We start from the raw sequence: 13,743 nt of genomic DNA, 5'->3' as shown, positions 1-13,743 counted from the left end.
ACAGGTTCCGACTCCTGAGCAACTGGTGCTCCACTATTCGACGACCTCGGGGGATTCCCTCAGACCCGGGCCGCGAGTGGAGCATCCCGTGCAGCGGCTCGCCTTCGGCTATTGCCGGCTGCGATCGCGGGCACGCGTGCGGAATTGGCCGATTGCCAGGACGATCAACGCGGCCCCCAACACGGTGAGGGGAATTTGAGCGCGCGGAGCGTCGATGTCCAGTACAACGATCTGCCACACCACCCACCCGATGGTCACCAGCCCCGCGCACGCGACATACAGCGCTGCTTCGGAGGCGTCGACGAGCACGGCCGCCACGCAGATCAACGGTCCCAGCCCGAGGAAGAACAGCACGAACAACCCGGATATGCGGTAGTCCCAGGTATGCCACGACGGGAGCATTCCGACGTTCAAGCCCAGTGACCGCCCGCTGGGGTCCGAGGTCAGCGACACTCCGTTGAACGTTCCGGCTGCGCCCAACAGGATCAGCAGTGCCACCGTCGAGAGTTTGTTCACGGTGACGTCCTTACTTTCTCGTCCTTCGCACATGGCCGGCAGCGGTTCACGTAAGGGTTGATAATGCCAGAACAAGTCCAATTGGTCTTGTTCCACGCTGCGGTTACGCTCGGTGGGTTGCGCGCCCGCCCGGGGCCGCGCCCCGACCACCTCTGGAGACTCTGCATGCCCAAGCTGAAATCCGTCAGCGAGTTCACCGGCAAGTGGTTCGCTTTGATCGTCGTGGCGGCGGGCGCACTGGCCCTGATCACTCCCGATACTTTCAGCGGCGGCACTCCTGCCGTTCCGTGGCTGCTGTCGATCATCATGCTCGGCATGGGAATGACGTTGCGGCTCTCCGACTTCGCGGTGGTCGCCCGACGGCCGTGGGCACTGTTGCTCGGGGTGGCCGCGCAGTTCATCGCGATGCCACTACTCGGGCTGGGAATCGCCAACGCGCTCGGCCTCTCTGCGGCACTGACCGCCGGGATGGTGCTGGTCGGTTCGGCTCCGGGCGGCACAGCGTCCAACGTGATGGTCTACCTCGCCAAGGGCGATACCGCGCTGTCGGTGGCCATGACATCGGTGTCCACCCTGCTCGCACCGATTCTCACGCCACTGCTCGTGCTCTGGCTCGCCGGTGAGTTCCTACCCGTCGACGCCGGCGGACTGTTCGTCTCGATCCTGCAGATCGTGCTGGTTCCCGTCGTACTGGGAGTTGTTCTGCGCCTGCTGTTTCCCAAGATCATCGACCGCATGCTCGACGCTCTGCCGTTGATTTCGGTCGCCGGCATCACCGCGGTGGTGCTGTTCGTGGTTGCCGCCAGTGCACCGACTCTGCTGTCCATCGGAGCCCTCATCGTCCTGGCCGTCGTGCTGCACAACTCGCTGGGACTGGCCGTGGGATACGGCATCGGCAAGGCGTGCGGACTCGACGTCGCCAGCCGACGCGCGATCAGCATCGAAGTTGGAATGCAAAACTCCGGCTTGGCCGCGGCTCTGGCATCGGTGCACTTCAGCCCCGCGGCTGCCCTGCCCGCGGCCATCTTCTCGGTGTGGCACAACGTCTCGGGCTCACTTCTCGCCAGCTACTGGTCGCGGCGCTCGATCGAACCGAAGCCGGCCGAACGCACGCAGGAGTCGACCACCATCGAGTAGGCCGATTCCAACTGGATTTCGAACAGAATCCGGTGCAGCTGACCGCGCTGAGCGCGGCTGGCTGCACCGGATTTTTGTTTCTGCGCGGAGGAATGCCCTGGCCACAGAGCCCTTGCGTTATATGCATTCGCTGTGCAATATTTGCAATCATGCTCAGCGTCCGCCGAGCCCACCAACGAGGAGGCCCCATGATCACAGTGACCAGTGCCGCGGGTGGTGTCGGCCGCTTGCTCGTTCGACAGCTCGCCACGCAGAACGTGCCGGTTCGAGCAGTCGTCAAGAACGCGGCGCAAGCTGCGACCACCCGCGCAGACGGAGCCGTCGAGGTCGTCGTAGGCGATCTCAGGTCCGAAGAAACGCTCCGAAACGCCCTCACCGGGGCGGACGTCCTCTACCACGCGGCACCGACGCAGATCATCGACGAGAGGCCGATCATCGATCATCTGATCGCAATCGGACCGGCAAACGGGCTGCAGCACATCGTTTTCCATTCCGTGATTCATCCGAACCTGCATCAACTGACACACCACCACCAGAAGGACATCGCCGAAGGAATTCTGCGGAGCAGCGGAATTCCCACCACGGTGCTCAGGCCGTCCCACTACATGCAGAACTATCTGGAAGTGTGGGAGTTTCTGCAGGCCGGAGTCATGCCGTATCCGGTTTCACCGGACAGCGTCATGGGTGTCGTCGATGTTGCCGACGTCGCCGAAGCAGCCGCGAACATCCTCGTCGACCCCTCGCCGCACACCGATCGCGTCTACGACCTGTCCACGGTGGAACTCACCCGACACGAGATGGCAGAGATCTGGTCTGATGTGCTCGGCCACCGCGTCACCGCCATTCGGATCCCGCCCTCGTCGTTGACGAACTCGTTGAACGTGCTGCCTGCAGTGGCCTCGGTCGTCGGGCATGCCGTGCAATCGACGAAGCTGAACTCCATCGGCCACCTCGTTCGCGGTGCCAAGGCTGCGTCCAACCCCCGTGACATGAAGAACTGGCCGGCCGATGCACGCCAGGCATACCGCACGATGATGACCCACTACGACGGTTACGGGCTCCCGGCCGGAGACCTGACGGTTCTGCCGACTCTGCTCGGACACACACCGACGTCGTACGAGCAGTTCGCACGGCGTTCGGCCGCTGAGCTCGGGGGCATTCCCCTCGGGGCGAGCCGATGAATCTCCGACGGTCCCGCTACCGGCCGGGCCGCTCGCTGGTGACCGGCGCAAGCTCGGGGATCGGTGAAGAATTCGCCCGAGCGCTCGCCGCCCGCGGCTCCGATCTGGTACTCGTCGCACGACGAGAGGACCGGCTGACCACACTGGCGACGGAACTCGAACAGAACCACGGAATCCATTGCCGCACAGTGGCCTGGGACCTGTCCGAGGAAGCGAGCGGACGCCGACTCCGTGAGGTGGTGCCCGAGCAGATCGATCTCGTCGTCAACAACGCAGGGTTCGCCGTGCAGGGACCGTTCGTGGACAGCGACGCCGACGACTTCGAGCGCCTCATCGCCGTCGACATCCGGGCTGTCGTGGACATCTGCTCGGCGTTTCTGCCGGACATGATCGCCCGCTCGAGCGGCACCATCGTCAACGTCGCCAGCACCACTGCGTTCCAACCCGTCCCATCACTGGCGGTGTACGCGGCCGCCAAGGCATTCGTGCTGAGTTTCAGTCAGTCGCTGTGGTTCGAGTCGGCCCAGCACGGAGTCAGAGTGTTCTCACTCAATCCGGGACCCACCCGTACGGAGTTCTTCGATGTCATCGGAGACACCGCCGCAGCAACCGGCAGCTACCAGACACCGACCGAAGTGGTCGCCACTGCCATGCGCACGCTCGATGCCAGACGGTCTCGCCCGCAGGTGGTTTCGGGCCGGATGAACACCGTTCAGGCAATCGCGGCCGGTCTGGTCCCCGCGCGAATTCTGCTGCCCGTCCTCGCCCGGATGCTCCACTAGATCCCGGCCGAACTCAGCACCGTCCAGGCACCTCACGAGGAATGTAGTGTCACCAGCATGGCCAGGGTCTCCAGATTCACACTCGCCGATCGTCGGCAAGCGGTCGCACGGGCTTTCGGCGGTTCCGAGAGCCCGGCCGCCGTGGCGACTTCGCTGGGCATCCACACCACGACGCTCTATCGCTGGGCCGGGTCGTCGACCACCGACGAACCCGGGCCCGCGGCGGCCCGACTGATCGAGGCCACCCAGGACCTACTGCGGGACGCCGATTACGCAGACATCACGATCGAAAGTGTCGCTCTCCGATGCGGTCTCGCACCGAGAACCGCATTCCACCACTTCCCCACCAAGCGCGTGCTCTTCCAAGCCGCTGTCGACGACGCCGCCACAGTGTTGATAGACCGCATCCACGAGAAATCGGTCGCCGCCACCTGGCCGGGCACCCCACTCGAGCAGCTGCAGACGTTTCTTCGCATCGCGGCAGAGAGCATCTACGACTCCCCGCGAACACACGTCCTGTTCCGGAATCTGGGAGTACCGAAATCCGAGGGTTCGGCAGAACGGTGGCACGACAGTTTCGTCGTCGCGATCTCCCAGTTGCTCCGCGCCGCCGCAGACGCACACCAAATCGACAGCGACACAGACGTACTCGCTGCCGCCCATTTGCTCACGGGCGCCATGCGCGGAATACACACTGCGGTGTTCGAAGGCGGGGATGCCGACACCGCACTGAGCTTGGTCGAGAGGGTTCACCTCTTGGTCCCACCCCGATGAGCGAAGGTCAGCCGATGTACCGAGCAACTCAGAGCCACCGCACCGTCACCGGCGCGGTGGATCGACCGTGACCACGGCGACAGTCGTCGGATCGGGTCCCAACGGTCTCGCGGCTGCGGTGACGCTGGCGAAGGCAGGCGTCGAGGTGACGGTCCTCGAGATGGCCCACACGGTCGGCGGCGGCACCCGAACCTCCGAGCTGACCCTGCCGGGAGTGCTGCACGACGACTGCTCGGCCGTGCACCCGGTGGGCGCGGCGTCACCGTTCTTCGCCAGTCTCGATCTCGAGTCCCACGGACTGACGTGGAAGTATCCGGAGATCGACGCGGTGCAACCCCTCGACAACGGCAGCGCCGGAGTGCTGTATCGGTCCATCACCGAGACCGCTGCCGGACTCGGTGTCGACGGTGACCCGTGGCAACGATTCTTCGGGCCACTGTCGGATCGCTTCGACGACCTGACGACCGACTTCTTCCGGCCACTGCTGCATGTTCCGCGGCACCCGATCACGTTGACCAAGTTCGGCCTCAACGCCCTGGCACCGGCGTCGCTGACCGCCCGCCGGTTTCGTACACCCGAGGCGCGCGCATTGTTCTCCGGTGTCGCGGCCCACGCGCTGTATCCACTGACTCGGCCGACCACCTCCGCCGTCGGAGTCATGATGATCGCGGCCGGTCACAAGTACGGGTGGCCGGTGGCCGAAGGTGGCTCACGCGCAATCAGCGATGCACTCGTGTCGATCCTCACCGAACACGGCGGGAAGGTCGAGACCGGCGTCAGAGTGACTCGACTGCAACAGATTCCGACGAGCGACATCGTGATGCTCGACCTCTCACCCACCGCAGTCGCCGATATCGCAGGCGACGCCCTCCCCCGGCGAGTGGCACGACCCTACCGTCGGTGGCGCTACGGACCCGGTGCGTTCAAGCTCGATCTCGCCGTCGAGGACGGTATTCCCTGGACCAACGACAGTGCCCGACGCGCCGGAACCGTCCATCTCGGAGGAACTTTCGAGGAGGTCGCCGCCGCGGAACGTGATGTGCACCGAGGCGTCATGCCGCGAAAGCCGTTCGTACTGCTCGGCCAGCAATATTTGGCCGACCCCACCCGCTCGCAGGGCAACATCCACCCGATCTGGACCTACGCCCACGTCCCCAACGGATACACCGGCGACGCGAGCGAGGCGATCATCGATCAGATCGAACGTTTCGCGCCGGGGGTTCGGAAACGCATTGTGGCGCGGGCAGTCCGCTCGACCACGCAGATGCCTACGTACAACCCCAACTACGTGGGCGGCGACATCGTCACCGGATCCAACGATCCGGGCCAGGTGGCCTTGCGCCCGCGCGTGAGCGTCAACCCGTATTGGACCGGCATCGACGGGGTCTACATCTGTTCTGCAGCAACACCTCCGGGCGGTGGAGTACACGGTATGGGCGGCTACAACGCAGCGCAGGTGGCGCTGCGTCGACTCGCGAAGTAGCCGACTCTGTTTTCATCGACAGTAGCCGGGTATGCGCTCCTGATGGCCGACCAAGCAACCGATCCCGCACCCACCGAAGCCGACCCCGACGATCCCCGCAAGGCAGACTCACCTGCCGATCTGACCAAACCCTCGTGGATCTACGTACTGAAGAAGACGGCTCGTGAATTCTCTCGGGATCAGTGCACCGACCTGGCAGCCGCGCTGACCTACTACGCCGTACTGTCCCTGTTCCCCGCGATTCTGGCCATCGTCTCGTTGTTGGGTGTGTTCGGGCAGGGACAGGCAACGGTCGACGGCGTACTGCAGATCGTCGGCGATCTCGGACCCCAATCGGCGGTCGACACCCTGCGTGAACCGATCGAACAGCTGGTGCAGGCACCCACCGCGGGCTTTGCATTGATCGTCGGCATCGCCGGTGCGCTGTGGTCCGCGTCCGGCTACGTCCGCGCATTCGGCCGCGCGATGAATCGCATGTACGAGGTGGACGAGGGCAGGCCCATCTGGAAGCTGCGCCCGGTGATGCTCCTCGTGACGCTCATCGCTCTGGTACTCATTGCCCTGGCCGCAGTCATGCTGGCGATCAGCGGGCCCGTGGCCAAGGCTGTGGGCGACGCCGTCGGACTCGGCGACACCGCACTGACGATCTGGAACATCGCTCGCTGGCCTCTGGTCCTGATCGTCGTGGTGCTCGCCGTCGCGATTCTGTACTACGCGACGCCGAATGTGCAGCAGCCCAAGTTCAAGTGGATCAGTTCCGGTGCCGCGGTGGGCATCATCGTGTGGATTCTGGCGACCGTCGCATTCGGCTTCTACGTCGCGAACTTCTCCAGTTACAACAAGACCTACGGCTCACTCGCCGGTGCCATCGTGTTCCTGCTCTGGCTCTGGATCACCAACTTGGCCTTGCTGTTCGGAGCCGAACTCGATTCCGAACTCGAACGTGGCCGTCAACTCCAGGCGGGAATCGTCGCCGAGAAGCGACTCCAACTGCCGCCGCGAGACACACGGGTATCGGACAAGAACGACGAGAAGGATGCGCAGGCCGTCGAGCAGGGACGCAAACTGCGCGAGGAACACAACCCGCAACAGTGATCCAGTGTGTTCACCGTGCGAGGATCGTTCTACTCCCCTGACGAAACGGACCACATGCCCGCCCTCCACCATGCTCCGCTTACGGGCGTAGACCCGAGCACCCTGTACCGCATCATGGCGCTTCGGGTCGCGGTCTTCGTCCACGAACAGAAGATCGTCGACGAGGCCGAACTCGATGGCGCGGACCTACTTCCGACAACGGAGTTGTTCTGGATCCAGGACGAGAGCGGCGAGGTACTGGCCACCCTCCGCGTCCTCGTCGACGACACGGTCCACATCGGCCGCGTCGCGACCGCGGCTGCGGGTCGTGGACGCGGCTATGCCGGCACACTCGTCAAGGCCGCACTGAAGGCATACCCCGGGGTGGTCGAAATTTCCGCGCAAGCGCACCTCGAAAACTGGTACGGGCGTTTCGGATTCCTTCGAGTGGGAGAGCAATACCTGGAAGCGGGAATCCCGCACGTGAAAATGGTTACCCAGGTCTGAACTGCGTAGTGCGAATGGTGCTCCACTGCAGAAGCCCGAAGCGTGAAATCCCCCGGTTCGGGGCGGCGAGTGGAGCGTGGTGTGCTCGAACGTGACGGCCACCCACCTGGTCTTCACACCGCCAGAACATGACATCCGTCATGGCCGGCCGATGATGTTGTAATCCGATTCGATGTTTGTGTGCACTGTTGTGCCCCGGTCGCCGAGACGACAGTAGGGGAAGCAAGAGCGAACCGAAGCAGCGACGAGGAGGGCACCATGAACACGCCGGAATCGACATCGGACGACAACAACGAGACGCAGACAGTTCCCGGTCGCAAGACCACTGAAAAGGTCAATGCCACACAGCTTCTGCTCGACAGCCTCGGCGGAACCAGTGGAATGATCTACACCGCCATTCCGGTCGTGGCATTCGTCACCGCCAATGCCCTGGTGTCCCTTCCTATCGCCGTAGGCGTCGCGATCGCCATCGCGCTCGTGATCACTGTTCTCAGGGTCAAGCGAGGCGAGCCGATCGCGCAGGCCAGTGGCGGACTACTGGGCGTCGTCGTCGCAGGCGGTATCGCCGCCTGGACAGGGTCGGCAGGCGGCTACTTCCTCATCGGCATCTGGCTGAGCCTGGCCGGAGCAGCGATGATGCTGGCCTCGATACTCGCCCGACGACCGTTGACCGGAGTGCTGTGGAATGCGCTGCACGGCAACGAGTACGCCTGGCGATCCAATCACTCGGTCATCCGCGCCCACTACATCGCGACGTCGACATTCGCCGTGTTGTTCGGCGCCCGCTACATCGTTCAGGACTGGTTGTACGACACCGACGCCACGGGTTGGCTCGCGTTTGCCCGGATCGCAATGGGCACCCCGTTGCTCGCGCTGGCAGTGCTCGTCACCGTCTGGGCGTTCCGTCGCTCGACAGCGCAATTGGTTCACTCGAACCCCGCGTAAAGAGAAATGGCCCTTGACTATGCCGTTAGGTCACAGTCGACACTGATTCCGACCTGATCGAAACGGAGGAGAGCGACATGGGCTGGAGCACTCGGCAGATAGCCGATCTCGCCGGCACCACCCTGAAGTCGGTGCGGCACTACCACGATGTCGGACTACTCGATGAGCCCGAGCGTGCCTCGAACGGCTACAAACAGTACGGCGTCACACATCTCGTACGGCTGATGCAGATCAAACGCCTGACCGACCTGGGATTCTCGTTGGCCGACATCGCCGCTCAGGGTGATGGGCGCGACCATCCGGAACAGGCGCTGCGCACCCTGGATGCCGAACTCGGGGCAACGATCGAGCGACTGCAGCGAGCACGGTTGGAAATCGCGATGCTTCTCCATGAATCCCTTCCGACCGATCTGCCACCCGAACTCGGTTCCGCTGCAGCACATCTGACAACAGCAGACCGACAATTCATCACCTTCGCCAGCACGGTACTGAGCCCGACGGCCCTCGACGCCTACTGCGACCTACTTCGGTCCACTCCGCAGCTGCCCACAGACCCGGAGTTCGACGACCTCCCGGCCGACGCCGACAGCGCCACCACCAGGGATCTGGCGGAACGAATGGCCCCGCATGTTCGTCAGCTGGCGGCTCGTTTCCCGGCCTTGTTCGCCGACACCGACGGCGACAGACAACGGGTGACTCGCGCACTCGCTATCGCCGTGGAAGACCTGTACAACCGCGCCCAACGCGAGGTGCTGCGACAGGTTGCAGCACTCAACGCCACCGATCCCGAATAGAACTTCGTCACAACGCAATTCGACAGGAGTCGACCGACCATGCCCCTATTCGCCAACAGGAGAGCGAAACTCTTCGCTGCAGCGTCAGCGTCGATGCTGCTGCTCGGCGCCTGCAGCCAGTCGCCGCCGGAACCGAACGCAGACTCCGAGCCGTCGGCCGATCTGCAGCAGTTCTACGACCAGAGCGTGACATTCGAGCCGTGTGAAGGCTACGGAACCACCACAACCGACGAGCAACTGTTCGCCAGCGATCCCAGTTTCGAATGCGCCCGCGTGGACGTGCCACTCGACTACGAGAACCCGGATGGGCGCACGGCGCAGATCGCGCTGCTGAAAGCACCCGCCCGAGGCGAGAAAGTGGGCTCGCTCCTGCTCAACTCCGGCGGACCGGGCGGGCCTGGATTGAGCATGGCGGCGTCAGGTGCGACGGCGACGTGGGCGCAGAGCCCGCTGACCGAAAAATTCGATCTGATCGGATTCGATCCCCGCGGCGTCGGTGCGTCCACCCCGGCCATCGACTGCTTCACCGATGAGGAATACGAGGCAGGACAGGCCTACACCACCGTCCTCACCGGCTCGAGAACCCTCACCGAGGACGGTGCACGGCAGCTGGTGAGCCAGTGCTCCGAACGATCGGGGGGCGACGATGTCCTCGAACACGTCGGCACCCGCGACGCTGCCCGCGACATGGACATTCTCCGGGCCGTGCTCGGCGATGACACCCTGAGCTACCTCGGTCAGAGCTACGGGACACGCCTCGGTGCGGTCTACGCGGAGATGTTCCCCGAGAACGTACGCGCGATGGTTCTCGACGGCGGAATAGATCCGGGGCAGGGCACCGCAGAACGCAGGATCTATCAATACACCAGCTTCCAGAAAGCATTCGACGACATGGCGGCGGCATGCGCGAGCGCCCCGGACTGCCCGCTGGGCACCGATCCGAGCCAGGCTGTCGAGAATTTCCAGCAGATCGTCAGACCGCTGATCGACAAACCGATCGTCACCGGCGATGGCCGCATCATGGACTTCGACGGCGCGTACGGTGCCGTGATCGCTGGGCTCTACGACTCCACGGCATGGCCCGTCATCACCGAGGGAATCGCCGAACTGCAAGCAGGACAGGCCGATACGCTTCTGAAGGTCAACGACATCTTCGGCGGACGGGACGCCGACGGCACCTTCCCGAACTTCCCCGAGGCGCTGTACGCGATCAATTGCATGGACGAGCAGCGCAACACCGCAGAACAAGAAGTGGACCTCAAGAGGCAGATCCAAGAGATAGCACCGTTCACCGACGCAGGCCTCGGACCGGAGGGCGCACGCGACCCCTGCGAATTCTGGCCTGCAGAGCCGACTCTCGACATCCCGTACGCCACCGACGTCGACGGACTCCCCGACACCCTGACCATCTCGGTGACCGGCGACCCGTCCACCCCGTACGAGGGAGGCGTCAACCTGGCGAATACCTTGGGCGGCTCGCTGCTCACCGTCGACGGCGAACAACACACCGTGGCGTTCGGTGCAACGAGCCCCTGCGTCAACGCCATCGTCGCGAACTACCTCGTCGACCTCCAATCCCCACCGGCCGACGCCCGCTGCGCTCTGTAGCAGCCGAACGAAAGGACGAATCATGACTGCACCCCCACTGATCTCGGTCGAGGACTTCTTCGGCCCACCTGTTCGCTCCGGTGCCACGATTTCACCGGACGGCAGCAGGATGGCGTTTCTCGCGCCGTGGAAGAACCGTCTGAACGTGTGGATCGAGGACCTGTCGCCCGGCAGCGAGCCACGCTGCGTCACCGCGGACGAGACGCGCAGTGTGCACGATTTTCAGTGGACGGACGACCCCCGCTGGCTGCTGTATCTGCAGGACACCGGCGGTGACGAGAACCACCACGTGTTCCGCGTCGACCTGGAGGATCCCGATGCCGCGGCAGTCGATCTGACGCCGTTCCCCGGTTCCCGCGCGGTGGCCATCGAACCCGTGCGGGGCAGGGCCGGGGTGTACACCGTCCTGATCAACGCCAGGACCCTCGCCGAGTTCGACCTGTACGAAATCGAGATCGCCACAGGTGAACTGACGATGATCCGGCAGAGCCCCGGCGTCGGCCGGTATCCGATGCTCGGTTCCGACGGCCAGGTGTTCGCCACCGCGATGACCACGGCCGGCACCATCGACATCACGCGGTTGGACGAATCCGGCGCAGAAACCACGGTGGCGTCGTTCGACGGCACCGACTACCCGCTGGGCATCAGTCCGATGCAGATCACCGCGGACGGTACCGGCATGTGGCTCGGTTCCAACCGAGGGCGCGACTTGGCCTATCTGATCCGCCTCGACCTCGAAACCGGCGAGGAGACCGTCGTCGACAGTCACCCGACACTCGAACTCGACGGTGCGCGACGAGCCGTCGAGCAGACCTCGCCACCGCTGATCTGCGACAGTGCAACCGGCGAGCTCATCGGTGTTCGCTACCTCGGCGAACGCCAGGTGATCCATGCACTGGAACCGGGTTTCGCGGAAATCCTGAAGAATCTCGAGCAACTGTCCGACGGTGACATCGGAGCACTGTCCTCCGATGACACCGGTCAGAAGTGGATCGTCAGCTTCGTCCACGACCGCGACCCGTCCGTCACCTACTACTACGATCACGCCACCGGATCGAGTCGCCAACTGTTGCGCCCCTATCCACATCTGGATCCCGAGAACATGGCCCCGATGGTGGCGGTGAACATTCGGGCGCGTGACGGTCTGACTCTGCCGTCGTATCTCACGCTTCCGGTGGGCGTGGAACCCAAGGGTCTACCGATGGTTCTGGTGGTGCACGGCGGTCCCTGGTATCGGGATTCGTGGAAATTCGATCCCATCGCGCAGATGTTGGCGAATCGCGGGTATGCGGTGTTGCAGGTCAACTTTCGCGGATCGGTTGGATACGGCACAGCGCACACGAACGCCGGGGTCGGTGAATTTGCGGGCGCGATGCACGACGATCTGATCGATGCGGTGGACTGGGCGATCGAGGCTGGGTACGCCGACCGCGAGCGAGTGGCGATCATGGGTGGTTCCTACGGCGGCTATGCGGCGCTGGTGGGCGCATCGTTCACTCCCGACACGTTTGCCGCGGCGATCGACTGCGTCGGCATCTCGGACCTGTCGAACTTCATGCGGACCCAACCGGCCTTCATCGGTCCGGGAATCATCAACAGCTGGCACCGCTTCGTCGGCGACCCCGCCGATCCCGATCAGCTGGCCGACATGCTGGCACGGTCACCGATCTCGAAGCTCGACGCGATACGCGCGCCTCTGCTGATTGCGCAGGGTGCCAACGATCCTCGGGTCGTCAAGGCAGAATCGGACAATGTCGTCGAGCGCCTGAGGTCGCGTGGCGTCGACGTCGACTACCTCGTGTTCGACGACGAGGGCCACGGATTCGTCAATCCGGAGAACAGTATTCGCTACTACCGTGAGGTGGAGAGCTTTCTTGCCGAGCACCTCGGGGGCCTCAGTCTGTAGTGAACCGATCCACCGCTGCAGGGCGACCCAGCCGATAGCCCTGCAGCAGATCAGCTCCGATCGATGTTGCGGCGTGGAGATCGTCGTCTGTCTCGATACCCTCGAACACACAGCGAGCATGGGTCTTTCGTGCAAACTCCAGGATGAGTTCGGCCACCGCTGTTTTGGTCGGGTTGGTGCCCATCTCGTGCACAACGAACGCGTCGAGCTTGATGACGTCGGGTTCGAGCAGCACCAGTCGCCGCAGACCCGCATAGCCCGAGCCCACATCGTCGACGGCGATGTCGACGCCGCCGCGTCTGAGCTCCGCCAATGCCGCCAGCACCCCCACCTCGTAGTCGATGGTGGCGTGCTCGGTGATCTCCACGATCAGGTGCCGTCGTTGTCCGAATTCCACGAGGTGGCCCACCAACCCGAAGTCGGCCACTAGTGTTGCGGCACAGAGATTGACGGCGAGAAACGATCCGCGCGGAAGCTGAGCGGACTCCTTCAGCGCATTCATGACAGCAGACGTGTCGAGAGCTGCCCCGAGTCCACAGTGCACGGATTCGGCAAACCAGCTCTCGGTTGTGCCTCCGCCGTCCGGAAAACGCGACAGAGCCTCGTATCCCTCGATCGCGCCGTCGAGCGCGCGAACGATCGGCTGAAACACGATCGTCGGGCCACCCGAGTCGATGACAGCCCGGATGCGACGCGACGCGTGTCGCCGGTGAGAGGCGTCCCTAATCGGTAGCACGGGCCCGCAAGGGTACGACCGAGCAGAGCGTCATCGACGCTGCATTCTCTCTGATCGATCCGCTCACCGCCGAGGGATCGGACTCTCCGAAACCGAGAAGGAGCGCGTGCAGACGCGTCTCGTCTCGTGGCCAGGTGAGGCCGAAGGCGTTGGCAACGGCGAGATAGTCGTTCACCCGTTGCTCGACGCTCAGGGCACCGTCGATACGGTTGCGTCGAAGGAACTCTCGCATCGCCCGCCATCGCCAGCGGTCGGCGATCAGCCGAAAGCGCATGGCGCGATACGGGTGCATCGGTCTCT

Annotated in this window: 14 protein-coding genes; 11 read left to right on the top strand and 3 right to left on the bottom strand. The window is 64.0% G+C overall.

What is annotated here, in order from left to right; translation table 11 throughout:
* Positions 1 to 108: 108 nt before the first annotated feature.
* A complete protein-coding gene (locus CH283_RS06445) occupies positions 109 to 516 on the bottom strand; it encodes a hypothetical protein (RefSeq protein WP_094671128.1) in 408 nt (135 codons plus the stop codon).
* A 165-nt stretch (positions 517 to 681) separates the two neighbouring features.
* Between CH283_RS06445 and CH283_RS06440 the strand changes: the two genes are divergently transcribed.
* From CH283_RS06440 to CH283_RS06390, 11 genes are all read left to right on the top strand, one after another.
* Positions 682 to 1,653 carry a bile acid:sodium symporter family protein gene (locus CH283_RS06440; RefSeq protein ID WP_094640649.1) on the top strand — a complete coding sequence of 324 codons (972 nt, stop codon included), beginning with the start codon at positions 682 to 684 and terminating at the stop codon, positions 1,651 to 1,653.
* Between the two features lie 188 nt (positions 1,654 to 1,841).
* Positions 1,842 to 2,834 (top strand): SDR family oxidoreductase, encoded by a 993-nt coding sequence (locus CH283_RS06435; protein ID WP_094640648.1) that lies wholly within the window; start codon positions 1,842 to 1,844, stop codon positions 2,832 to 2,834.
* On the top strand, positions 2,831 to 3,616 hold the full coding sequence (locus tag CH283_RS06430; protein WP_094640647.1) for an SDR family NAD(P)-dependent oxidoreductase: 786 nt from the start codon (positions 2,831 to 2,833) through the stop codon (positions 3,614 to 3,616). Before CH283_RS06435 ends, CH283_RS06430 begins: the two co-directional genes overlap by 4 nt.
* Before the next feature lie 57 nt (positions 3,617 to 3,673).
* Positions 3,674 to 4,390 (top strand): TetR family transcriptional regulator, encoded by a 717-nt coding sequence (locus CH283_RS06425; protein ID WP_094640646.1) that lies wholly within the window; start codon positions 3,674 to 3,676, stop codon positions 4,388 to 4,390.
* 67 nt (positions 4,391 to 4,457) lie between these two features.
* Positions 4,458 to 5,873 (top strand): phytoene desaturase family protein, encoded by a 1,416-nt coding sequence (locus CH283_RS06420; RefSeq protein ID WP_094640645.1) that lies wholly within the window; start codon positions 4,458 to 4,460, stop codon positions 5,871 to 5,873.
* 42 nt (positions 5,874 to 5,915) lie between these two features.
* Complete coding sequence (locus tag CH283_RS06415; RefSeq protein ID WP_094640644.1) at positions 5,916 to 6,968, top strand: YihY/virulence factor BrkB family protein; 1,053 nt, start codon at positions 5,916 to 5,918, stop codon at positions 6,966 to 6,968.
* A 54-nt stretch (positions 6,969 to 7,022) separates the two neighbouring features.
* The gene (locus CH283_RS06410; RefSeq protein WP_094640643.1) at positions 7,023 to 7,454 is read left to right on the top strand and encodes a GNAT family N-acetyltransferase; all 432 of its coding nucleotides are present in this window, start codon (positions 7,023 to 7,025) and stop codon (positions 7,452 to 7,454) included.
* A gap of 258 nt (positions 7,455 to 7,712) precedes the next feature.
* Positions 7,713 to 8,399 (top strand): DUF3159 domain-containing protein, encoded by a 687-nt coding sequence (locus CH283_RS06405; protein WP_094640642.1) that lies wholly within the window; start codon positions 7,713 to 7,715, stop codon positions 8,397 to 8,399.
* 77 nt (positions 8,400 to 8,476) lie between these two features.
* Positions 8,477 to 9,193 carry a MerR family transcriptional regulator gene (locus CH283_RS06400; RefSeq protein WP_094640641.1) on the top strand — a complete coding sequence of 239 codons (717 nt, stop codon included), beginning with the start codon at positions 8,477 to 8,479 and terminating at the stop codon, positions 9,191 to 9,193.
* Positions 9,194 to 9,232: 39 nt separating this feature from the next.
* Positions 9,233 to 10,801, top strand: a complete 1,569-nt coding sequence (locus CH283_RS06395) for an alpha/beta hydrolase (RefSeq protein WP_217901094.1) — start codon at positions 9,233 to 9,235, stop codon at positions 10,799 to 10,801.
* Positions 10,802 to 10,823: 22 nt separating this feature from the next.
* A complete protein-coding gene (locus CH283_RS06390) occupies positions 10,824 to 12,707 on the top strand; it encodes a S9 family peptidase (RefSeq protein ID WP_094640640.1) in 1,884 nt (627 codons plus the stop codon).
* On the opposite strand, the gene CH283_RS06385 is transcribed toward CH283_RS06390, so the two are convergent.
* Both CH283_RS06385 and CH283_RS06380 read right to left on the bottom strand, forming a co-directional pair.
* Positions 12,697 to 13,443 (bottom strand): EAL domain-containing protein, encoded by a 747-nt coding sequence (locus tag CH283_RS06385; protein WP_082898713.1) that lies wholly within the window; start codon positions 13,441 to 13,443, stop codon positions 12,697 to 12,699. The genes CH283_RS06390 and CH283_RS06385 overlap by 11 nt on opposite strands.
* Complete coding sequence (locus tag CH283_RS06380; protein ID WP_141215207.1) at positions 13,430 to 13,735, bottom strand: hypothetical protein; 306 nt, start codon at positions 13,733 to 13,735, stop codon at positions 13,430 to 13,432. Before CH283_RS06380 ends, CH283_RS06385 begins: the two co-directional genes overlap by 14 nt.
* Between the last annotated feature and the right edge of the window lie 8 nt (positions 13,736 to 13,743).

It is taken from the genome of Rhodococcus sp. 05-2254-2 (assembly GCF_002259095.1).
Lineage (GTDB): Bacteria > Actinomycetota > Actinomycetes > Mycobacteriales > Mycobacteriaceae > Rhodococcoides.
The sequence above is the reverse complement of the archived record's forward strand: the minus strand, read 5'-3'. Positions and strand labels throughout refer to the sequence as shown.

Coding starts and splice junctions, on each gene's coding strand:
- CH283_RS06440 (WP_094640649.1), top strand. CDS start 682: ATGCCCAAGCTGAAATCCGTCAGCGAGTTCACCGGCAAGTGGTTCGCT.
- CH283_RS06435 (WP_094640648.1), top strand. CDS start 1,842: ATGATCACAGTGACCAGTGCCGCGGGTGGTGTCGGCCGCTTGCTCGTT.
- CH283_RS06430 (WP_094640647.1), top strand. CDS start 2,831: ATGAATCTCCGACGGTCCCGCTACCGGCCGGGCCGCTCGCTGGTGACC.
- CH283_RS06425 (WP_094640646.1), top strand. CDS start 3,674: ATGGCCAGGGTCTCCAGATTCACACTCGCCGATCGTCGGCAAGCGGTC.
- CH283_RS06415 (WP_094640644.1), top strand. CDS start 5,916: ATGGCCGACCAAGCAACCGATCCCGCACCCACCGAAGCCGACCCCGAC.
- CH283_RS06410 (WP_094640643.1), top strand. CDS start 7,023: ATGCCCGCCCTCCACCATGCTCCGCTTACGGGCGTAGACCCGAGCACC.
- CH283_RS06405 (WP_094640642.1), top strand. CDS start 7,713: ATGAACACGCCGGAATCGACATCGGACGACAACAACGAGACGCAGACA.
- CH283_RS06400 (WP_094640641.1), top strand. CDS start 8,477: ATGGGCTGGAGCACTCGGCAGATAGCCGATCTCGCCGGCACCACCCTG.
- CH283_RS06395 (WP_217901094.1), top strand. CDS start 9,233: ATGCCCCTATTCGCCAACAGGAGAGCGAAACTCTTCGCTGCAGCGTCA.
- CH283_RS06390 (WP_094640640.1), top strand. CDS start 10,824: ATGACTGCACCCCCACTGATCTCGGTCGAGGACTTCTTCGGCCCACCT.
- CH283_RS06380 (WP_141215207.1), bottom strand. CDS start 13,735: ATGCACCCGTATCGCGCCATGCGCTTTCGGCTGATCGCCGACCGCTGG.